Origin of the sequence: Antarctobacter heliothermus, from assembly GCF_002237555.1 — a bacterium.
GTDB lineage: Bacteria > Pseudomonadota > Alphaproteobacteria > Rhodobacterales > Rhodobacteraceae > Antarctobacter > Antarctobacter heliothermus_B.
Genome location: NZ_CP022540.1, coordinates 2,822,751 through 2,844,166, shown reverse-complemented (window position 1 = coordinate 2,844,166; position 21,416 = coordinate 2,822,751). Strand labels below are relative to the sequence as shown.

Genomic DNA, 21,416 nt, shown 5'->3' with positions numbered 1-21,416 from the left:
TCACCCAATTGTTGACACAAAACAAGAACACCCGTAGAACAAAAGGTAACAAACACGGGGTTGCGCCATGCTGACGAAGAAACAACTCGATCTTCTGGACTTTATCAACAAGCGGATGACCCGTGACGGGGTGCCTCCTAGTTTCGATGAAATGAAGGACGCGCTTGATCTGCGGTCCAAGTCCGGCATTCACCGGCTGATCACGGCGCTTGAAGAACGCGGCTTTATCCGCCGTCTGGCCCACCGGGCGCGCGCCATCGAAATCGTAAAGCTGCCTGAAAGCCTGGGGGGTCATCCGGTCGGGTTTACACCCACAGTGATCGAAGGGGATCGGGCAGACTCCCGCCCCTCGGGTGCATTCAACCTTGGCGCGGCAAACCTGACGGAATTGCCGCTGGTCGGCAGCATCGCCGCCGGTCGCCCGATCGAGGCGATCAATGATCCCGCCCCCGGCGTGTCCGTGCCGGGGCAGATGTTGCGCGGTCAGGGACGGCACTACGCGCTGGAGGTCAAGGGCGACTCGATGATCGACGCGGGCATCAACGACGGCGACGTGGTGGTGATCCGCGAATCCCCCGACGCAACCGACGGCGATATCGTCGTCGCCCAGATTGAGGGCTATGAGGCCACGCTGAAGCGGTTCCGCCGCAAGGGTGACATGATCATCCTTGAGGCCGCAAACCCAGCCTATGAACCGCGCGTTCTGCCGCAGGGGTCCGTCACCGTTCAAGGGCGTCTTGTGGGGTTGATCCGCACCTACTGAGGCACCGTCACCCTACTGTGTCCGCCACGCCAGCCGAAACGGCTTGGGCGTGACCCCGTGCCAAAGCCGAGTTCCCGATGCATCGCGGTCTGTTACGATGCGCGGGGTGCCCTGTTCCATCCAGACGGCCACTGAGCCGCTGTGGCGCAGTCGTGCCGGATCAAACACCTCACAGCCGCCGGGCAGATCGATGTCGACGCTGGAGACAATAATCTGCCCCGGTTGGCATGTCTCGACGCGGGCAGCGGCGCGTTTGCCTTGCAGATGCATCAGGTGCAACCCGTCCAGTTCCGCCAGCGCCATTCGGTCCGCAACGGGCTCTGGCCACAACGCAGCCGCCTGTGGCTGGTCATAGCCCTGCCCGTCATTCTCCAGCCAGACACCGGCCACAAACGCCGACCCGCGATCAAGGGACAGCGCCCGGCCCTGTGGAGTCATCAGACCAACCAGAGTGCCGCTATCTGCGATCAGCACCGGGGGCCGCTCGGTCCCCGCCCACAGCACTGCCGCCAAACCCAGCGGCGCAAGCCCCGCCAATCGTCCCCGTCCGCGCCAAAGGCACAGGATCAAACCGCCCACCGCAATAAGCGGAAGTACAACCGGCGCTGGGGCCACGATGTGCCCTACCGATCCTTCCCAGCCCGCCACCGTATGCGCCACACCCAATATCCAGCCCAGCCCCAACGCCATGATCTCTAGCGCGATCCAGTCCAGTCCGAAGGGCATCAGCAATGCCGCCAGCACCGCCAGCGGCACCACCCAGATCCCCATGACCGGCACGGCGGCCAGATTGGCCAAGAGGCCGTACTGGGCGATCTGGTTGAAGTGCGCCATGCCCACCGGCGCGGTTGCCGCCCCCGCCACTGCCGAGGACACCACCACCGACAGCACCGGTGCAATCCAGCGTGGCAGCTCGTGATCCCGTTGCCAGATGGTCAATCGTTCAAACACCGCCACCAGCGCCGTTGTCGCCGCAAAGGACATCTGGAAACCGGGGCCCATCAGCGCCTCGGGCCGCATCACCAGCACCACCAGCGCCGCGATCGCCACGCTGCGCAGGCTCAACGCGCGACGATCCAGCATCATCGCGCACAGCGCGGCGGCCACCATCATAAAGGCACGCTCTGTCGCCACGTTGCCCCCCGACAGCGCGAGATATCCCGACGCCGCCAGCAGGGCACCGCCGGCCGCCAGTTTCTTGACCGGCCAATGGTGGCGGACATGAGGGTGCAGCAACAGCGCCACCCGCAGCGCGGCAAAGACAAAGCCCGCCAATAGTCCCATGTGCAGCCCGGAGATGGCCAGAATATGCGCCAGATTGCTGTCGCGCAGCACCTGCAAGGTGTCCTGCCCCATGCCAGAGCGGTCCCCGGTCATGATTGCGGCGGCAAAAGCGCCCCGCTCTCCCGGCAGGGCTGCCTGCACCCGCGCCGACAACCACAGGCGCAGTCGCGCCACACGCAGCCCCTCCCCAGCCGGTTCCAGCAACAGGACGGGTTTGCGCGTATACCCCACCGCGCCCAGCCGCAAAAACCATGCGTGTCGGCGAAAATCAAAACCGCCGGGTTCTACCGCGCCTCCGGGCGGCGACAGATGCCCCGTGAGGATCACCACCTGACCGGGTTTCGGATCAAGATAGCCCTGGGTGCCATGCAGAGAAACGCGGACCCGGGTCGGCACGTCATCAGGATCCATCCGCTCCAGCACCACGCGATCCAGCGTCAGGCGCACCGCGTCCGAGGCAGAGCGGTCGATTTGAATCACGCGCCCCTCAACCGCGCCGTAGTAGCGAAAATCCAGCACCGGACCGGCCACCTGATGCGCCCGCGCGCCCGCCAACGCGAATCCCAGCGATGCCAGCGCAATAGCCGCCAGCAGCGGCCCCCAGACCGGCCCGGCGCGGTGTTGCAGCACCGCCAACAGTCCAAGCGACCCGCACGCCCACAACAACGGCTCCGGCGGCTCAACCTTCAGGGCGAAAAAGATCCCGATACCGGTTGCAAGGCAGACCGGCGCCCAGGGAAACAGATGGCCGCGTTGGCCCAGAAGGACCGTTGCCAGCCAAGAGAGGGGGTGAGCCATGCTTGCCCCCCGTTGGGTGGCTCGTTAAGGAACGCCCTAACTTACCCTCCCCGCCGTTAGGAAAAGGTTAACCACGATGTCCGACGCTCAGGTCGTCACCCGCTTTGCTCCATCCCCCACCGGTTTCCTGCACATCGGCGGGGCGCGCACCGCACTGTTCAACTGGCTGTATGCCCGTGGCCGGGGCGGCAAGTTCCTGCTGCGGATCGAAGACACCGACCGCGCCCGTTCTACCCCCGAGGCAACAGAGGCGATCCTGCGCGGGCTGGACTGGCTGGGCCTGGATCACGACGGCGAGGTGATCAGCCAGTTCGAACGCGCCGACCGCCACGCCGAAGTGGCGCACGAGCTGCTCGCCAAGGGCGCGGCTTATAAATGTTTCTCGACTCAGGAAGAGATCGAATCCTTCCGTGAAGGCGCCCGTGCCGAAGGTCGCTCGACCCTGTTCGTCAGCCCTTGGCGTGACGCCGACGCGGCGACACATCCGGACGCGCCCTATGTCGTGCGGCTGAAGACCCCGACCGAGGGCCAAACGGTGATCGAGGACGAAGTCCAAGGCACCGTCACCATCCGCAATGACCAGCTGGACGATATGGTGCTGCTACGCTCTGACGGGACGCCGGTCTATATGCTGGCGGTGGTTGTGGACGATCACGATATGGGCGTGACCCATGTGATCCGGGGCGATGACCACCTGAACAACGCCGCGCGCCAGATGGGGATCTATCAGGCGATGGGTTGGCCGCTGCCGGTCTACGCCCATATCCCGCTGATTCACGGCCCCGACGGCAAAAAGCTGTCCAAACGCCACGGCGCGCTGGGGGCCGACGAGTATCAAAAGATGGGCTACCCGGCGGCAGGCATGCGCAACTACCTGGCCCGGCTGGGATGGTCGCACGGCGATGACGAATTCTTTACCGATGCACAGGCAAAAGACTGGTTCAATCTGGACGGAATCGGCAAGGCTCCGGCACGTTTCGATCTGAAGAAGCTGGAAAATCTGTGTGGTCAGCATATCGCCGTGGCGGACGATGCTGCACTGCTGCATGAAATCGAGGCTTACCTTGAGGCAACTGGTGCGGATAAACTGCCAATTGAAAAACACGATGGGCTGGAACGTGCGATGTATTGCCTCAAGGAACGGGCAAAAACCTTCCCGGAACTGATTGATAAAGCGCACTTTATTCTAACGGAAACGCCAATCGTCCCGAACGAGAAGGCCGCGAAAAACCTTGACCCGGTATCCCGTGGTATACTGGCTGCGTTGACGCCGCAGTTGCAAGATGCTAGCTGGACCAAGGATGAATTGGAGGCGGTGCTGAACCGTTTCGCCGAAGATCAGGGAACCAAATTCGGCAAGTTGGCCGGCCCGCTTCGGGCTGCGCTTGCCGGACGCGCGGTGACCCCATCGGTCTTTGACATGATGCTCGTCCTCGGCCGCGACGAAAGCCTCGCGCGGCTGGATCGGGCGGCGGTCGAAAAAGAGGGCTGAGGCCCCGTGGACGGCCATGTGACTTCAACCGGCAGGGCCGCAAACCGGCCCCGCCTCACGATATCAGAGGGATAAAAAGCATGGCTGAGACCAACAAGACCGCGACACTGACGATCGACGGGAACAGCTTTGAGCTGCCTATTCACGCGCCCACAGCCGGACCGGACGTGATCGACATTCGCAAGCTGTACGGACAGGCGGGCGTCTTCACCTACGATCCCGGCTTTACCTCGACCGCGTCCTGCGATTCGACCATAACCTTTATCGACGGCGACAAGGGTGAGCTGCTGCACCGGGGTTATCCGATCGACCAGCTGGCCGAAAAATCGCACTATCTCGAGGTCTGCTATCTGCTGCTCTACGGCTACCTGCCCAAGGCAGGTGAACTGGAAGAGTTCGAGAACACGATCACCCGCCACACGATGATCCACGAACAGATGTACAACTTCTTCCGTGGCTTCCGCCGGGACGCGCATCCGATGGCAGTTATGGTGGGTGTCGTTGGCGCAATGGCGGCCTTCTACCACGACAGCACCGACATCGCCGACCCGCGCCAGCGCGAAATCGCCAGCCACCGCCTGATCGCCAAAATGCCGACCATCGCCGCGATGGCTTACAAATACTCGATCGGCCAGCCCTTCGTGTACCCGCGCAACGATCTGGACTACGCGGCCAACTTTTTGCACATGTGCTTCAGCGTTCCGGCTGAGGAATATGTCGTCGACCCGATCCTTGCCCGCGCGATGGACCGGATCTTTACCCTGCACGCCGATCACGAACAGAACGCTTCGACCTCGACCGTGCGTCTGGCCTCGTCTTCGGGCGCGAACCCGTTTGCCTGTATCGCCGCTGGTGTTGCCTGCCTCTGGGGGCCGGCCCACGGTGGTGCCAACCAAGCCTGCCTTGAAATGCTCAAGGAAATTGGCTCGCCCGAGAATATCCCCGAGTATCTCGCCCGCGCCAAGGACAAGGACGACTCGTTCCGCCTGATGGGCTTTGGCCACCGCGTCTACAAGAACTTTGACCCGCGCGCCAAAGTGATGAAGCAGTCCGCCGATGAGGTGCTGGACCTCTTGGGCGTTGAGAACAACCCGGTTCTTGCCACCGCGAAAGAGCTGGAAAAGCAGGCGCTGGCCGATCCCTATTTCGCCGAGAAAAAGCTGTTCCCGAACGTCGATTTCTATTCGGGCATCATCCTTGAGGCGATGGGCTTTCCGACCTCGATGTTCACGCCGATCTTTGCGCTGTCGCGCACCGTTGGCTGGGTCAGCCAGTGGAAAGAGATGCTCAACGACCCGCAGAACAAGATTGGCCGCCCGCGCCAGTTGTATCTGGGTGAGACAGAGCGCGACTATGTGGACATCGAAAACCGCTAAACGCGATGAGGACGATACCAAACCAAAAGGCCCGGCATTGCGCCGGGCCTTTTTCGTATCACCAGACGGGATCGCCCCGCTCAGCGCCCTTCGTAGACCGCCGGGCGCTTTTCCATGAAGGCCACAACGCCCTCCTTGAAATCGCGGGTCTTGCCGCATTCGCCCTGCAATTTCGATTCGACGCCCAGTTGCGTGTCCAGATCGTTGTCATGGCTGGCGCGTAGCGCCTGTTTCACGCGCAGATAGGCCGCCGTCGGCCCCTTGGCCAGATGCGCGGCCCGTCCCGCCACATGTGCGACAAAGCCATCATCTGCGACCGCTTCCCAGATCATGCCCCAGTCATCCGCCTGCTTGGCCGAGATCTTTTCCGCAAACAGCGCCGCCCCCATCGCCTTGGCCAGCCCCATCTGACGCGGCAACAGCCATGTGCCGCCCGCGTCCGGGATCAGCCCGATGCGGGTAAAGGCCTGCAGGAAAAACGCCGATTCCGTGGCGATGACCACATCCGCCGACAGCGCCAGATTGGCCCCTGCCCCGGCGGCGGCACCGTTGACCGCGCTGACGGTTGGCACCGGGCAGTCATAGATCGCGCGCAGCATCGGCACATATTCGTCGCGCAGTGTACGTTCCAGATCAAGGTTCGCGACATTGGCCCGGTCGCCCAGATCCTGTCCTGAGCAAAAGGATTTGCCCGCCCCGGTCAGCACCACCACCCGCGCCTCACGTCCGCCGCGCGCCACCGCGTCGGTGATCTCGGCCCGCATCTGGGTGTTGAGGGCGTTCATCACGTCGGGCCGGTTCAGCGTCACTGTTGCGATGTTCTCGGACACCGCGTAGGTGATCATGTCGTAGTGCATTGGCGTGCTCCCATTTCCTTGCCGCGCATGAAACATCGGCGCCCCCGGAAAGGCAAAGCCAAACGCGGCGTCACAAGTGCCTCATGCGGGAAATCAGCGACCGCGCCACTGGCGTTGACGGCATAGCCGCCGCCCTGCAATCATGCCGCCATGACCTACAAACCCGATGGCTATACCGATCTGTCCCCCTACCTGATCCTGTCAGATCCGGAGGCGACACTGAAATTCTGCGAAGCCGTGTTTGACGCCACCCGCCTGCGTGTTTTTCACGACGGCGACCGTATCATGCACGCGGAATGCCGCATCGGCGATTCCGTCCTGATGATGGGTGGGGCAGACGGCGGTGCAGATGCGATGGTCCATCTGTACCTGCCAGATCCCGACGCCGCCTTTGCTCACGCACTGGACCACGGCGCGACAGAGATTCAGCCGATGATGGAAAAAGGCGATGGCGACCGGCGCGGCGGCTTTCGCTCTGCCTGCGGGACGCAGTGGTTTGTGGCCAAACAAATGGGCGCACCCGCCTGAACCGACCGTGAACTAGTCCTTCAGCAGTTCATCCAGCCGCTTTTGTTCTTCTTCGCTCAGCCCGGCCTCACCGCCCGCAGGCACCTGCCCGCGGCGGCGGATGTAAACAACGCCCATCCCCAGCGCGATCACAAACAACCCCGGACCAGAGGCCCAGAGCAGCCAGTTCCAGCCGCCGGTTGTCGGTTTCAGCAGAACAAACTCGCCATAGCGGTCGACGATAAAGGCCACCACTTCGGCGTCCGTATCCCCGGCCACCAGGCGTTCCCGCACCAGCAGCCGCAGATCCTTGGCCAGTGAGGCGTTGCTTTCGTCAATGCTCTCGTTCTGACAGACCAGACAGCGCAACCCTGCCGAGATGTCCCGCGCCCGCGCCTCCAGCGCCGGATCGTCCAACACCTCGTCGGGCTGCACCGCCAGTGCCACAGACGCCACAACGGCAAGAACACCGCCAAGGACATAGGGCCGGCACCGCATCACGAAATCCATCATTCCGCAGGCACCCCTTGCACCGGCGCCGCCTTGCGCGCGCCTGCCGCGATCCGGTAACGGCGGTCGCTGAGGCTCAGACAGCCGCCAAGCGCCATCAACAGCGATCCACCCCAGATCCAGTTCGCCAGCGGCTTGATATAGATCCGCATGACCCAACCGCCGCCGTCCTGCGCATCACCGATCACAACGTAGACATCGCGCATGAAACGGTAATCGATCGCTGCCTCGGTCGTCGGCATCCGCGCCACCGGATAGATGCGTTTCTCCGGTTTCAGCACCGCCACGTCACGGCCCGCCTTGGTCACCCGCACCTCTCCCATGGTCGAGATATAGTTCGGCCCCTGCACGCGCTGCACGTCCAGCAACGTGAACTCATAGGCCCCCACCGAATAAGGAGTGTTCAAGTCCGCAACCCGAATATCCTCTTGCTGCCAGGCCAGCATGGCCGCAACGCCCAGCATCGTGATCCCCAGACCCGAATGCGCCACCGCCTTGCCCCATTCAGAGCGCGGCAGGCGGAACAGCCGCGACAGATCGCGATTCTGGCCCGTTCGGCTGATCAGGTCCGTCGCCGCACCAGCCACCAGCCATGTGCCCAGAAAGACGCCAATCGGCCCCATCAGGCTGCGCCCGGTCTGCATCGCCCAGACCAGCCCCATCAGCGCCACCGCCAGCCCGAAGGCCGGCATCAACGACCGCATCACCCGGTCCAACTTGCCCCGTTTCCAGCTGATCATCGCGCCGATAGGCAGGATCAGCCCCAGCACCACCATGAACGGCGTAAAGGCCATATTAAAGAACGGCGGGCCAACCGACAGTTTCCGGTCAAACAGCATCTCGGCCACAAAGGGCCACATGGTGCCGACAAAGACGACAAAACTGGACACCGCTAGCAGCACATTGTTCGCCACCAGCGCGCTTTCACGGCTGACAACGCCAAAGACGCCCTTGGCCTCCATCACCTTGGCCCGTGCCGCAAACAGCGTCAGCGCGCCGCCGGTGAAGAACAGCAGGATAAACAGGATGTACTTGCCCCGCACGGGATCATTCGCAAAGGCATGGACCGATGTCAGCAATCCAGAGCGCACAATGAACGTGCCGATCAGAGAAAAGCCAAAGGCAAGAATCGCCAGCAGGATGGTCCAGCTTTTCAGCGACTCGCGTTTTTCTACCACGATGGCGGAATGCAGCAGCGCACCGGCAAAGAGCCAAGGCATGAACGACGCGTTTTCCACCGGGTCCCAGAACCAGAAGCCACCCCAGCCCAGTTCATAGTAGGCCCACCAAGATCCCAGCGCGATGCCGATGGTCAGAAAGATCCACGCCGCCAGCGTCCAGGGTCGCACCCAACGGCCCCAAGCCGCATCGACGCGCCCCTCGATCAGGGCGGCAACGGCAAAGCTGAAGCAGATAGATAGACCGACGTAGCCAAGATACAGAAACGGCGGATGAAAGGCCAAACCGGGGTCTTGCAACAGTGGGTTGAGGTCGGTGCCGTTGATCGGCGCGACGGACAGCCGCTGAAACGGGTTCGAGGTGAACAGGATAAAGGTATAGAACGCCGCCGAGATCGACGATTGCACCGCCAAAACCCGCGCCCGCAGCGTCGGCGGCACATTGGCCCCGAACCACGCGGCACAGGCCCCGAACAGCGCCAGAATCAGCACCCAGAGCAGCATGGACCCTTCGTGATTCCCCCACACGCCAGAGATTTTGTAGAGCATTGGTTTGTCGGAATGGCTGTTCTCGTAGACGATCCGCAATGAAAAATCGGAGACGACAAACGAATAGGTGAGCGCCGCGAAACTGACGGCGACCAGCAGGAATTGCAGCGTTGCTGCCGGTTCGCCCACAGCCATCCAGCCGGGCCATCGCTTGTGCGCGCCCACCATTGGCATGACCATTTGAACAATCGAGACCAAAAAGGCCAGGATGAGGGCGAAATGTCCGAGCTCTGTAATCATGAGCCGGACTATAGGGCCCGCAAAATTGCGGGCCAATCGAAATCGGCCCGCAGATCAGATCACAATGTCGCAATGTATGGCGCGCGTCAGCCGCGCCCGGACCGCCAGTCTGCCAGCGCCGGGTTGTTCAGCGGCGTCTCGAATCCGGCAGGCTCCACCGGGCCGTCTCCGGGGGTCACGTCGCGCAATGCCTCGACATTGCGTACCGTTTGAACGACCTGCGGAACCGCCGCCATCGTGGCCGCCAGATCACGCTGAAAATCCTGCCCCTTGGAAAGGTGACGGGCGCCAAAATAGAAACTGACAATCGCCCCCAGCAACCACCACAGCGGTTCCGGCACCAGTGCAATTCCTGCCATGCGCGCGGCGAACCAAACCGGATCCACCATCGCGGTTACAAATAGACCCAGCGTTCCCAGTGCCATCGCCGGGCGCGGCACACGGTTCAGCGCATCCATGAAGCGATCAAACCAACTCCGGCGCACCACCCGGAACTCTCCGGCCATCTGCGCCAGCGCCGCTCCTTGCGCATCATGGCCGCGCTGCGCCTGCGCCTCGGCGTTGATGCGGAACACCTCTGCCGTCTCAGCCACCACGTTGCGGCCGGACCCGAACAACGCTCCCAATAGTTGCCCCATCAGCCCCATGCTGCCACCCGTGCCTGAAACTCGGCATCCGTCATGTGGTAGCGGGCAGAAATGAACTGTTCGGCCCGTTTGATCCAACCGCCTTTGCCCCCCGACCGCGTCCGCGCGTATTTGCGCGAGGCGGGTCGATTATCGGCGATGCGGAAATAGTAGTTGCGCCGCGCAATCCCGTAGGCATCGACCATATGGCCCGGCGCCTTGCCAAAGGCGCGCGCGGTCGCGGCGACGGTTTGCGGGCCAATCGCGCCATCGACGCTGACCTCTTCACCCATCTGGTTCAGCAGACGTTGCAGGATTTTCACCGCGTTGCCGCCGGCGTTCACATACATGTCGAACACCGTCTCATGCAGCGGCTCCGGCAACTCTGCGATACGCGGCTTGATAAAGTAATGCGTCAGAAAGATCGTGACCGCCTGTTCGCGGGAAATCTGGCGCACGTCTTCGGCATCCACCCGCCCGTCGCCGGTCAGATCCAGCCCCAGCCGGCGCATGGTGTGGATCGTCACACCGTATTTTGTCGCCCCGCCGGGATCGTCCGGGTCGTTGACATAGCCCCCCTCGCGGGCAACGATTTCTTCAGCCATCTGGCGCACGTCGGTCGTCACAGTCGACATCTTGTCTCTCCTGCTCGGTTCAGTCTTGATGACCCAAAGGTGCGCGTAGGGCGTTAACCAAACCTCAGAGGACCGTACGTTGCATGACAGCTGATGAGATCATTGCCCTGCTGGACCTGTCACCTCACCCCGAGGGCGGGCACTATCGGCAGACGTGGCAGGCCGAAGGCGACGGCCGGCCACCCGGCACCTGCATCTATTTCGTGTTAAAAGCCGGAGAGCGCAGCCATTGGCACCGCGTCGATGCGGGCGAAATCTGGCACTTCTATTCTGGCGCACCGCTGCGCCTGATGCGCGCGCCAACGGACAGCGGTCCGCGTCAGGACATGATCCTTGGCCCCGATCTGGCCGCCGGGCAGCGTCCGCAGGGAATTGTGGAGCCGGGTCATTGGCAGGCGGCGGAAACGCTTGGCGACTGGACGCTGGTTGGCTGCACCGTCTCCCCCGGCTTCCAGTTTGAGGGGTTTGAACTGGCCGCCCCCGGTTTCGATATACCAGACCGCGCCAAATCCTGACCCCAAACGAAAAACGCCCGGGGACATGCCCCGGGCGTCATAGGTCAAGTCAAACAAATCACTCGACTTTTTCCATTTCAGTCAGTTGCTCGCTGGTGTACGGCGTCACGACCGAGTAGCTGTTTTCATCAACAGACACCATGCGGGTCTGGTCCAGCGGAAGCAACACAAGCGTGTCACCCATACCGAGGAAGCCGCCCACTTCGGCCACCAGCCCGGTGATCTTGCCATCTTCGCCCAAGACGAAGTCGTTGACCGACCCAATCCGGGTCCATTCGTCGGCAACGGTGTCATAGTCGACCGTCGGATCCCAATCGATCTGGTCTTCGGCGGCCAGCGTGTAGATCGGCGCGCCAATGATGACAGAGGCTTTGGTGGCCGCCATCAGGCCGATGGAATGGCCGACGGCATGATCGGTGTCAGCCATCTTGTCGGTGTCCATCGTGGGGGCAACCGGATCGGCGTCTTCGGCCATGTCGGTCGGCTCGGGATCGACGTCCGTTGCCATCGGATCGGCTGCCGGGTCGACTGTTTCGGTCACCTCGGGGGCGTCAGTCTGTTCCATCGGCACCGGATCAGCGGCCGGGTCCATGGTGTCACTTGCAGCGTGGCTTTCGGCCAGCGCAAGGGCGGGAACGAGGGCGGTTGTTGCGACAGTAAGCATGAAGCGTTTCATGGCAATCTCCTTTGTTTCGTTCGATCTGCCTTGATAACGCGCCTTTTTTCACCTTCGTTCCCGGAAATGTTTTTCCTTTTTGATGGAACTTCAGCCGCGCCCATGCGTATGCACAAACTTCAGCAATTGCGCGGTTGAGCCGTCCTTGCCATCGACCTTCTGTTCCCCTGTCACCATCGGTCCCAGCGCCGTCGCCAGCTCTTTGCCCAACTCTACTCCCCACTGGTCAAAAGAGTTGATGCCAAGGACCACGCCCTCGACAAACACCCGGTGTTCATACAGCGCCACGATCTTGCCCAGCGTCTCGGGGTCCAGCAGCGGATAGATCAGCGTGGTAGACGGGCGGTTGCCAGGGAACACCCGGTGCCGCGCCTGCCGTTCCAACTCATCGCCCTCGAACTTGTCCGCGACCTTGCCGCGTGCCTCGTCCAGCGACCGCCCCCGCATCAGCGCCTCTGACTGCGCAAGGCAGTTGGCGACCAGCAGGTCGTGATGATGCTTCAGGTCCGGCTCATGGCCTTTGGCCGCCACCAGAAACTCTGCCGGGATCACCCGCGTGCCCTGATGGATCAACTGGTAAAAGGCATGTTGACCGTTGGTGCCCGGCTCTCCCCAGACCACGGGCCCAGAGTTATAGGGCAGATCGGCACCATCCATGCTGACGCCCTTGCCATTCGATTCCATCTCTAGCTGTTGCAGATAGGCGGGCAACCGCATCAGACGGTTGTCATAGGGCAGCACCACGCGCGACGCATGACCCAAAACCTGATTGTGCCAGATCCCCACCAGCGCCAGCAGCACCGGCAGGTTTTCAGTCAGCGGAGCGGACTGAAAATGCCGGTCCATCTTCATGCCGCCGGTCAGAAAGGCGCGAAAGTTGTCCGGCCCCACAGCCAGCATCAGCGACAGGCCAATCGGCCCCCAGACAGAATAGCGCCCGCCAACCCAATCCTCAAAGCCAAAGACACGTTCTGCCGGAATGCCGAACTCACCCGCTTTTTCAAGGTTCGAAGACAGCGCAACAAACTTGCCCGCGTCCGATACGCCATGCTCCGCCAGCCACGCCTTGGCGCTGCGCGCGTTTGTCAGCGTCTCGATGGTGGTGAACGTCTTGGAGGCGACGATGAACAACGTGGTCTCCGGGTTGCACCGCTTCAGCGTGTCGGTGATATCCGCGCCATCCACGTTGGACACAAAATGGGTGCGCGGCCCGTCGTGATAGGGGGCCAGCGCCAGTACCGCCATGACCGGGCCAAGGTCGGACCCGCCGATACCGATATTCACAACGTCGGTGATGTCCGACGCGCGGATCTCTTTCGCCAGCGCCTCCATCCGGCTCAGCGTATCCAGCACCGGCGGCATGACATCCTCGCCGTCCACCTTGACCGTCGCGCCATCAAGGTTGCGCAACGCGGTGTGCAGCACCGCCCGCCCCTCAGTCTCGTTGATCTTTTCGCCGCCGAACATTGCGTCGCGCCGCGCCGCCACGCCGCGTGTCTCGGCCAGCGCCAGCAGGGCTGCGCGCGCCTCTGCGTCGATCTGCGTTTTGGAATAGTCGAACAGCACTCCCTCGGCTGTCAGGCTGAACTCTGCCGCCCGCGCCGTGTCACCAAACAGCGCCTCGATCCGGCGATCGCCTTGTGCCGCAGCCAAACCCTTGAGTTCTTCGAACATGGTGCCCCCTTGCCCGCCCTGTTGGCGGCGCATTTCGTTTCGTCTGGCCGCCCGTATGCGGGCAGCATGTCACAACCTGAAGACAGATCTCCGCCGTCAAGCGGCCCAATGCACAACGGCATCGGACAGAACCGCGTTGATCGGTGCCTCGGCGGGCGGCTTGCCGCGCGCACCTTCCAGCACCGCGCGTTTTTCGTCGCCGTAGATCAGGACGTGTTTGCGCAGAGCGCCGTTCAGCACCGGCGCGGTCAGCGTGATACGCGGCTCCGGCGCGCCGGGCGCGCGCATCGGCAACAGAATCGGGGCCTTGGGGGACAGCGCCTCTTCCAGCAGGTCCGCCCCGGGGAAAATCGAGGCCGTGTGCAGATCCGCCCCCATCCCCAGCAGGACCACCGCAAGCGGCAGTTCCGCCGCAATGGGCGCCGCCAGCGCGTCCAGTGCGCCCTCGGGTTCCGGCGCATCGGCATACAGCGGCAGATACCGCGCCTTGGCGGCACGATCGACCAACAGCCGTTCGCGCAACAGCGCAGTGTTCGACCGGGGATGATCCTCTGGCACCCAGCGTTCGTCCGTCAGCAAAACGTCCACCCGCGACCAGTCCAGATCGACCGCGCAGAGATGGTCAAAAACCGGCCCGGGAGAGGTTCCGCCCGGCACCGCCAGCGCCACGCGGTCCTCATGGCCCAGCGCGGCGCGCAGGTCGCCCGCCATCTGGTTGGCCAGATCGATGACCAGCATCTCACGATCCTGATATTCGATGAATTCATAGTTCATGGCTGGACCTTTCCCGTTTTTCCCGGATCTCCTAGACCCGGATCTCCCGCCACCGGCGTCCGTCCCGGTGCATCAGCATCAGCGCGTCTTCCGGCCCCGCCGTGCCCGCGTCATAGGGTTTGGGCACCTCTCCCCGGCTTTGCCAGCCGGCGATGATCGGATCGGTCCAGGCCCAGGCGGCCTCGACCTCGTCGCCGCGCATGAACAAGGTCTGATTGCCCCGGATCACGTCCATGATCAACCGTTCATAGGCGTCGGGCACCTCTTCGACCTCTGGTCCCAGCGCCTCTGCAAAGGACATGTCCAGTGGCACATCCACCAGACGCATACCGCCCGGCCCCGGTTCCTTGATGGTCACATCCAGCGTCATGCCCTCGTTCGGCTGCAACCGGATCGACAGCACATTGCGATGCCGCCCGGATTCGGAATCAAAGATCGAATGCGGCGCATCCTTGAACACCACCGCGATCTCGCTTGTGCGCCCGCGCAGCTTTTTGCCAGTGCGCAGGTAGAACGGGGTGCCCGCCCAGCGCCAGTTCGAAATATGGCATTTCATCGCCACAAAGCTCTCGGTGGTCGAGCGCGGGTTTTCCACATGCACCCGATATCCGGGCTGATGGTCGTCGGCGGCATACTGACCGCGCACGATGTGATGGTAATCCACCGGGTCCAGCGCGCGGATCACCTTCAGCTTTTCGTCGCGCACGGAATCGGGCTCAAACCGCGCGGGCGGTTCCATCGCGATCAGGCACAAAAGCTGCATCAAGTGGTTCTGCACCATGTCCCGCATCGCGCCGGACTTGTCGTAATAGCCGCCGCGCCCACCGACATCGACGGTCTCGGCCACTGTGATCTGGATGTGATCGACGTATTGCGCGTTCCACAGCGGTTCAAACAGCATGTTGCCAAACCGCACCGCCATCAGGTTCTGGACGGTTTCCTTGCCCAGATAATGGTCGATCCGGTAAATCTGATCCTCGGCAAAATGCTGACGCAGCGTAGCGTTCAGCGCCTTGGCGCTTTCCAGATCGTGACCAAAAGGCTTTTCCACCACCACGCGACTGTCATCATCGGCCAACCCGAAAGAGCGCAGCCGTTCCGCCAGCGCCCCGAACAGCGACGGCGCAACAGAGAAATAGAAGGCGCGCACAAACCCGCCGCGCAGATGCCCCTTCAGCGCCTCCCAGCCGCCGTCGCCCATGGCGTCCACCGCCTCATAGTCGACGATCTCGAGAAACTGCTCCAGTGTGCCATCCTCGCAATGGCGCCCACCGCCAAATTCGGCCACCGCCTCGGCCACCATCTGGCGAAAGCCCGCAGTGTCCATCTCGCTGCGGGCAGCCCCCAGAATGCGGGCATCCTCGGGCATTTGCCCGCTGCAATAACGCCGGAACAACCCCGGCAGAATCTTGCGCCGGGCCAGATCGCCCGTCGCCCCAAAGATAACCAGGTCGAAAGGCTCGACCGGAATAACGCGTGAAACCATAAGTCCCGTGCCTTTCCTGTTCGGTCGCCTGTGCCGTATTGGCACTAGCCGTTAGCGCTAACGACCCATGTCACGCACCGCATACCCCATGTCTAGATGAAAGTCTAACACCCATGTGTAGCTTCACAATGGCGTCAGCCAAAATCTTCGGACTGGCCCCGCCACCCCCGACGATCTAACTCATGGCGGAAGACGCGAAGGATGCTCCATGAAAGACACGGTTGCCGCAAACGTAGGTAAATTCAATGATCCCGATCGCACCGCGACGGGCAAGCCGCGCGCCAAGGTTGCCCTCAGCGACCCGCAAACGCTGTGGTTCAACACCGGAACGCTGTGCAACATCGCCTGTCTGAATTGCTACATCGAAAGCTCGCCCGAGAACGACAGCCTTGTCTATATTACCGCGGATGAGGTCACCAACTACCTTGACCAGCTAGAGGCGCGAAATTGGGGCGTTTCGGAAATCGGCTTTACCGGCGGTGAGCCGTTCATGAATCCGCAGATGATCGACATGACGCGCCGCTGTCTGGAGCGCGGCTATCAGGTGCTGATTCTGACCAATGCCATGCGCCCGATGATGCGCCCGGCCACGCGCGCCGGCCTCGAAGCACTGCACGCCGAATATCCTGATCACCTGACCATGCGAATTTCGCTGGACCATTGGTCGCGCACCAACCACGACGCCGAACGCGGCATCGGCACCTTTGACAAGACCCTCGAAGGCATGCGCTGGCTGCGGGACGCAGGGCTGCGCATGACCGTTGCGGGCCGCAGCATGTGGGGTGAGGCAGAGACAGACGCCCGCGCCGGCTTTGCACAGGTGTTCGAGACCGAAGGCTTTGCCATCGACGCTGCCGACCCCGCTCAATGCGTGCTGTTTCCGGAAATGGACATGACCGTTGAGGTGCCGGAAATTACCACCGCCTGCTGGGGCATCCTGAACAAATCGCCCCGCGACGTGATGTGCTCCTCCTCGCGCATGGTGGTCAAACGCAAGGGCGCGGCCACCCCGTCGGTCGTGGCCTGCACCCTGCTGCCCTACGATCCGCAGTTCGACATGGGCGAGACGCTGGAACAGGCAGAGGCCCCCGTTCCGCTCAACCACCCCCATTGCGCCAAGTTCTGCGTGTTGGGCGGGGCAAGCTGCTCTGCATAACGGCGCGCGACATCTTTCAGCCGCTGCTGGATGCCTATGTCGCAGCCTACCGATCCGGCGATGCTGACGGCTGCGCCGCCTGCTTTACCGCTGACGCGCAGATGCTGTCCCCCTACGCGCCGCCCACGCGGGGACGCACCGCCATTGCCGTGCTGCACGCCGACTGGGTGACAGACGGCCACGGCAAGGCGCTGAGCTTGACGGACGGCGGCCACGATGGTGATCTGGGCTGGGGTCTTGCGGAATTTTCCGAGGGCGCGGCAACAGGCACCGCCACAACCCTGTGCGTGTTCCGGCGTCAGCCGGATAGCGGCTGGCTGATCCACATGTGCAGCCTGACCGCAGAGACATCAGAGGGCTGAGACCCGCGAACGATCCCCCCGGCGAACCCTTGCCGACGCAGCGATCCATCTTGCACAGCCGTGGTTCGCGTGCGACTGCTCCGGCATCACGCAGGAGACCCCGGATGGCCCCGAAAAAGATCATCATCGACACCGATCCCGGTCAGGACGACGCCGTCGCCATCCTGTTGGCCCTCGCCTCTCCCGAAGAGATCGAGGTTCTGGGCATCACCTCCGTCGCGGGCAACGTGCCGCTGGCCCTGACCACTCTCAACGCCCGCAAGGTCTGCGAATTGGCGGGCAAGCCCGACACGCCGATCTACGCCGGTTGCGACCGTCCGCTGGCGCATACGCTGGTCACCGCCGAACATGTCCACGGCAAAACCGGCCTTGATGGCCCCGACCTGCCGGACCCCACCATGCCGGTGCAGGACCAGCACGCCGTCGATTTCATCATCGACACCCTGCGCGCGCAGCCGCCGGGCACCGTGACGCTCTGCCCGCTGGGGCCGCTGACCAATATCGCCACCGCGCTGCAAAAAGCCCCCGACATCGCCGCCCGCATCCGTGAGATCGTGCTGATGGGCGGTGCCTATTTCGAGGTCGGCAACATCACCCCCGCGGCCGAATTCAACATCTACGTCGACCCCGAAGCCGCGGACATCGTTTTCAAATGTGGCGCGCCGATCGTCGTCATGCCGCTGGACGTCACGCATAAGGCGCTGGTCACAACCGCCCGCAATGAAGCGTTCCGCGCGCTTGGCACCGATGTCGGCTATGCCGTCGCCCAGATGACCGATTTCTTCGAACGCTTCGACAAAGAGAAATATGGCTCTGACGGCGCGCCGCTTCATGACCCCTGTGTGACCGCCTACCTGATCCAGCCCGACCTGTTCACCGGACGCTTTGTCAACGTCGAGATCGAGACCCAGTCAGACCTGACACGCGGCATGACCGTCGCCGACTGGTGGCACGTCACCGACCGCCCCCGCAACGCCACCTTCATGGGCGACATCGACGCGGACGGCTTTTTCACCCTGCTGACGGAAAGACTGGCGCGGCTATGAAATCGCTTCATCTGGCGGGCGAGGACGACGCCGCCAAACTGCTGGCCCTCGTTGCCGCCTTTCACACCGAAATGGGCTTTGACACCAGCGACGAGCACCGCACAGCGGCCATCTCCCCGCTGCTGTCAGGCTCCCCGCATGGGGCGGTCTGGCTGATCGGGCCGCGCCGCGCGCCGGTGGGCTATATCGTGCTGACCTTTGGCTGGTCGGTGGAATTCGGCGGTCTGGATGCCATCGTGGATGAGCTTTACATCCGCCCCGCCGTGCGCGGGCGCGGCATGGGGCTAGAGGCATTGGACGGCATCGCCAAGGCGATGAAACCGGCGGGCGTACGCGCGCTCCACCTTGAGGCCAACCGCGAGGACGAGCGCGCCCAGCGCTTTTACGGCCGCGCCCGGTTTGCCCCTCGGGACAAGTATCTGTTTATGTCCCGCGTGCTCTAGGGGTCTTTTTGCGCCATTGCGCTGGCGCGACACAGCTGGCCCGCCTATATCCAGCCCATGACCCTGCACATCCCCTTTGACAACTCCTATGCCCGCCTGCCCGACGGTTTCTTTGCCCGTCAGGGGCCGACACCGGTCAAGGCCCCCAGCACCGTTGCCTTCAACAGCGATCTGGCCGCCCTGCTGGGCATCACCGGCGCGGACGACCCGGCGCTGGCGGCGATTCTAGGCGGCAACGCGATCCCCGAGGGGGCAGAGCCTCTGGCCCAACTCTACGCAGGCCACCAGTTCGGCCAGTTCAACCCGCAACTCGGCGATGGCCGCGCCCTGCTGCTGGGTGAGGTCATTGGCACCGACGGCCTCCGCCGCGACATCCAGCTCAAAGGCTCTGGCCCCACCCCGTTTTCCCGCCGGGGCGATGGCCGCGCATGGCTGGGCCCGGTGTTGCGCGAATATGTGGTGTCAGAGGCGATGCACGCCCTTGGCATCCCCACCACCCGCGCATTGGCCGCGATCCGCACCGGACAGGACGTCATCCGCGAACGCCCCCTGCCCGGCGCCGTTCTGACCCGCGTGGCGCAAAGCCATATCCGCGTCGGCACCTTTCAGGTCTTTGCCGCGCAGCGCGACACAGACCGCCTGCAAACGCTGTTCGACTACACGGTCGACCGCCACTATCCGCACGCCAAAGACCCGCTGGACCTGTTGACCGCCGTCATGGAACGGCAGGCCGATCTGATCACCCGCTGGATGGCCGTGGGCTTTATCCACGGGGTCATGAACACCGACAACTGCGCCCTGTCCGGTGAAACCATCGACTACGGTCCCTGCGCTTTTATGGATAACTATGACCCCGACACGGTGTTCAGTTCCATCGACCGCTTTGGCCGCTACGGATATGCCGCGCAGGCCGACATCATCGTTTGGAACATGGCGCAACTGGCCACGGCGCTGGTGCCTCTGATGCCCGACACTGACAAGGCGGTCGAGGATTTCACCAAAGCCATCCACACCATGCCCGACATGCTGCAACAACACTGGCGTCAGCGTTTTGGGCAAAAGATCGGACTGGCCGAGGCGACACAGGACGATCTGACCCTGATCGGCGACTTGCTGGTGTTGATGCATGAGAACAGCGCCGATTTCACCAACACCTTCCGCGCGCTGGCCGAAGGGGACGCACGCGACCAGTTCACCGACCGCGCAGGGTTTGACGCATGGCAGACGCGCTGGAAAACCCGGTTGGACCAAGAGACCGACCCGCAAACCCTCATGCAAAGCGTCAACCCGGTGCTGATCCCGCGCAACCACCGCATCGAACAGATGATCGAGGCGGCAGTTGCTGGCGATGACGCGCCGTTTCACCGTCTGAACGCGGCGCTTGCGGCCCCTTTCACAGTAGATGAGGCTTTTGCCGATCTGCGCCGCCCCCCGGCACAGGACGAACGTGTCCGGGCCACCTTCTGCGGCACCTGACAGGGCCGCAGACGTCAGGGGCGCCGTGTCAGGGGGCCGGAATCACCGGATCTTTGCGGCTCTTGCGCCGCCGGTTGATCAAAACGATCCCCAGCCCGACCAACACCAGCGCCCCGACAAAGCCCAGCCCCACAGGCTCGTCAAAGATCATCCAGCCAAATATCACCGCCATCACCGGCGACAAAAAGCTGAACGAGGCAATGTCAGAGGCCGGGTAGATCCCCATCAGCCGCAACCAGAACAGAAACCCGAATGACGCCACCAGCATGCCAAACACCAGCCCGAACAGGCTGAGCGCATCCGGCTCCCGCACCAATGGCCCGAACAACGGCGCCACCGCACACAGCACCACGGCAGACACCGCCAGTTGCCAGAACAATTGCCCCTCGGCGGGCAACTCTGACGCGCGCGTCAACCGCACGGTCAGCGCGATCCCCGCCCAAGACCACGAGGCCAGCAACGCCAGAACATCTCCCCGAAAATCCCCGGCTCCCCGGCTTTCGGGATTGGCCAAGGCCCAAGCAACGCCGATCATCGCCAACAGCAGACCCAGCGCGCACCGCGCCGACAGCGCCTCGCCCGGCAGGGTGAAATGCGCCACCAACGCCAACCAGACCGGCATCGCGTAAAAGGTGATAGAGGCACGAGAGACGCTGGTCAGGTCAAGCGCCAGAAACAGGAAAATGAACTCCAAGCTGAACAGCAGACCCAAAATCAGCCCAGCTCGCAACGTCCGCCGCAGATCGCCGGCGCTCCGTCCGCTGAACCGGATCCACAGACCCAGACAGGCCAGCGCCAGAACAGACCGCAGCCCGGCCGCAAAAATCGGGCCAAAGCCGTCGTTGATAAACTTGATCGCCACCTGATTGAAGGCCAGCGTCGTGGCAAAGCCCACCATGCCGAGGGCCCCGGCCAGATCCATTTGTTGCTTGCGTTCCATGGCCCCTTGGACACCCGCGCAGCGACAAGGTCAATCCGCCCACACCCGGATCT

At 63.0% G+C, this 21,416-nt stretch carries 21 protein-coding genes; 10 read left to right on the top strand and 11 right to left on the bottom strand.

Features of this window, described 5'->3' with window-relative positions; genetic code table 11:
- The first annotated feature begins 67 nt into the window (after window positions 1–67).
- Window positions 68–763, top strand: coding sequence for a transcriptional repressor LexA (lexA, locus tag ANTHELSMS3_RS13575; protein ID WP_094035334.1), 696 nt, complete (start codon window positions 68–70; stop codon window positions 761–763).
- Window positions 764–775: 12 nt separating this feature from the next.
- Here lexA and ANTHELSMS3_RS13570 read toward each other — a convergent pair whose 3' ends face one another.
- Window positions 776–2,845, bottom strand: coding sequence for a ComEC/Rec2 family competence protein (locus ANTHELSMS3_RS13570; RefSeq protein ID WP_094035333.1), 2,070 nt, complete (start codon window positions 2,843–2,845; stop codon window positions 776–778).
- Between the two features lie 76 nt (window positions 2,846–2,921).
- On the opposite strand from ANTHELSMS3_RS13570, the gene gltX reads away from it, so the two are divergent.
- Window positions 2,922–4,337: a glutamate--tRNA ligase gene (gene gltX / locus ANTHELSMS3_RS13565; protein ID WP_094035332.1), complete on the top strand. Its 1,416-nt coding sequence runs from the start codon at window positions 2,922–2,924 to the stop codon at window positions 4,335–4,337.
- An 80-nt stretch (window positions 4,338–4,417) separates the two neighbouring features.
- A complete protein-coding gene (gltA, locus tag ANTHELSMS3_RS13560) occupies window positions 4,418–5,713 on the top strand; it encodes a citrate synthase (protein WP_094035331.1) in 1,296 nt (431 codons plus the stop codon).
- Window positions 5,714–5,793: 80 nt separating this feature from the next.
- On the opposite strand, the gene ANTHELSMS3_RS13555 is transcribed toward gltA, so the two are convergent.
- The gene (locus tag ANTHELSMS3_RS13555; RefSeq protein WP_094035330.1) at window positions 5,794–6,570 is read right to left on the bottom strand and encodes an enoyl-CoA hydratase-related protein; all 777 of its coding nucleotides are present in this window, start codon (window positions 6,568–6,570) and stop codon (window positions 5,794–5,796) included.
- Window positions 6,571–6,720: 150 nt separating this feature from the next.
- Between ANTHELSMS3_RS13555 and ANTHELSMS3_RS13550 the strand changes: the two genes are divergently transcribed.
- Window positions 6,721–7,098 (top strand): VOC family protein, encoded by a 378-nt coding sequence (locus ANTHELSMS3_RS13550; protein WP_094035329.1) that lies wholly within the window; start codon window positions 6,721–6,723, stop codon window positions 7,096–7,098.
- Between the two features lie 12 nt (window positions 7,099–7,110).
- On the opposite strand, the gene ANTHELSMS3_RS13545 is transcribed toward ANTHELSMS3_RS13550, so the two are convergent.
- From ANTHELSMS3_RS13545 to ANTHELSMS3_RS13530, 4 genes are all read right to left on the bottom strand, one after another.
- On the bottom strand, window positions 7,111–7,590 hold the full coding sequence (locus ANTHELSMS3_RS13545; protein ID WP_439098648.1) for a cytochrome c-type biogenesis protein: 480 nt from the start codon (window positions 7,588–7,590) through the stop codon (window positions 7,111–7,113).
- On the bottom strand, window positions 7,587–9,554 hold the full coding sequence (locus tag ANTHELSMS3_RS13540) for a heme lyase CcmF/NrfE family subunit (protein ID WP_094035328.1): 1,968 nt from the start codon (window positions 9,552–9,554) through the stop codon (window positions 7,587–7,589). The genes ANTHELSMS3_RS13545 and ANTHELSMS3_RS13540 overlap by 4 nt, the downstream gene beginning before the upstream one ends.
- An 86-nt stretch (window positions 9,555–9,640) precedes the next feature.
- Window positions 9,641–10,201, bottom strand: coding sequence for a holin family protein (locus tag ANTHELSMS3_RS13535; protein WP_198319810.1), 561 nt, complete (start codon window positions 10,199–10,201; stop codon window positions 9,641–9,643).
- A complete protein-coding gene (locus ANTHELSMS3_RS13530) occupies window positions 10,192–10,815 on the bottom strand; it encodes a holin-associated N-acetylmuramidase (RefSeq protein WP_254694739.1) in 624 nt (207 codons plus the stop codon). Before ANTHELSMS3_RS13530 ends, ANTHELSMS3_RS13535 begins: the two co-directional genes overlap by 10 nt.
- An 83-nt stretch (window positions 10,816–10,898) precedes the next feature.
- Between ANTHELSMS3_RS13530 and ANTHELSMS3_RS13525 the strand changes: the two genes are divergently transcribed.
- The gene (locus ANTHELSMS3_RS13525; RefSeq protein WP_094035327.1) at window positions 10,899–11,330 is read left to right on the top strand and encodes a cupin domain-containing protein; all 432 of its coding nucleotides are present in this window, start codon (window positions 10,899–10,901) and stop codon (window positions 11,328–11,330) included.
- A 58-nt stretch (window positions 11,331–11,388) separates the two neighbouring features.
- Here the strand turns inward: ANTHELSMS3_RS13525 and ANTHELSMS3_RS13520 are convergent, their stop codons facing one another.
- The 4 genes from ANTHELSMS3_RS13520 to zwf form a co-directional block, all read right to left on the bottom strand.
- Entirely contained in the window at window positions 11,389–12,006 is a 618-nt protein-coding gene (locus ANTHELSMS3_RS13520) for a PRC-barrel domain-containing protein (protein ID WP_094035326.1), read from the bottom strand.
- Window positions 12,007–12,096: 90 nt separating this feature from the next.
- Complete coding sequence (pgi, locus tag ANTHELSMS3_RS13515; RefSeq protein ID WP_094037120.1) at window positions 12,097–13,680, bottom strand: glucose-6-phosphate isomerase; 1,584 nt, start codon at window positions 13,678–13,680, stop codon at window positions 12,097–12,099.
- A gap of 96 nt (window positions 13,681–13,776) precedes the next feature.
- Entirely contained in the window at window positions 13,777–14,454 is a 678-nt protein-coding gene (pgl, locus tag ANTHELSMS3_RS13510) for a 6-phosphogluconolactonase (RefSeq protein ID WP_094035325.1), read from the bottom strand.
- 31 nt (window positions 14,455–14,485) lie between these two features.
- Window positions 14,486–15,940, bottom strand: coding sequence for a glucose-6-phosphate dehydrogenase (gene zwf / locus ANTHELSMS3_RS13505; protein ID WP_094035324.1), 1,455 nt, complete (start codon window positions 15,938–15,940; stop codon window positions 14,486–14,488).
- A 208-nt stretch (window positions 15,941–16,148) separates the two neighbouring features.
- Here zwf and ANTHELSMS3_RS13500 point away from each other — a divergent pair, with 208 nt between their 5' ends.
- From ANTHELSMS3_RS13500 to ANTHELSMS3_RS13480, 5 genes are all read left to right on the top strand, one after another.
- Window positions 16,149–17,096, top strand: coding sequence for a radical SAM protein (locus ANTHELSMS3_RS13500; protein ID WP_094035323.1), 948 nt, complete (start codon window positions 16,149–16,151; stop codon window positions 17,094–17,096).
- Entirely contained in the window at window positions 17,051–17,458 is a 408-nt protein-coding gene (locus ANTHELSMS3_RS13495) for a YybH family protein (RefSeq protein WP_198319809.1), read from the top strand. The genes ANTHELSMS3_RS13500 and ANTHELSMS3_RS13495 overlap by 46 nt, the downstream gene beginning before the upstream one ends.
- A gap of 104 nt (window positions 17,459–17,562) precedes the next feature.
- On the top strand, window positions 17,563–18,504 hold the full coding sequence (locus ANTHELSMS3_RS13490; RefSeq protein WP_094035322.1) for a nucleoside hydrolase: 942 nt from the start codon (window positions 17,563–17,565) through the stop codon (window positions 18,502–18,504).
- Window positions 18,501–18,947 (top strand): GNAT family N-acetyltransferase, encoded by a 447-nt coding sequence (locus ANTHELSMS3_RS13485; RefSeq protein ID WP_094035321.1) that lies wholly within the window; start codon window positions 18,501–18,503, stop codon window positions 18,945–18,947. The genes ANTHELSMS3_RS13490 and ANTHELSMS3_RS13485 overlap by 4 nt, the downstream gene beginning before the upstream one ends.
- A gap of 57 nt (window positions 18,948–19,004) precedes the next feature.
- Window positions 19,005–20,423 carry a protein adenylyltransferase SelO gene (locus ANTHELSMS3_RS13480; protein WP_094035320.1) on the top strand — a complete coding sequence of 473 codons (1,419 nt, stop codon included), beginning with the start codon at window positions 19,005–19,007 and terminating at the stop codon, window positions 20,421–20,423.
- A 28-nt stretch (window positions 20,424–20,451) separates the two neighbouring features.
- On the opposite strand, the gene ANTHELSMS3_RS13475 is transcribed toward ANTHELSMS3_RS13480, so the two are convergent.
- Window positions 20,452–21,363 carry a DMT family transporter gene (locus ANTHELSMS3_RS13475; protein ID WP_094035319.1) on the bottom strand — a complete coding sequence of 304 codons (912 nt, stop codon included), beginning with the start codon at window positions 21,361–21,363 and terminating at the stop codon, window positions 20,452–20,454.
- Window positions 21,364–21,416: the final 53 nt, after the last annotated feature.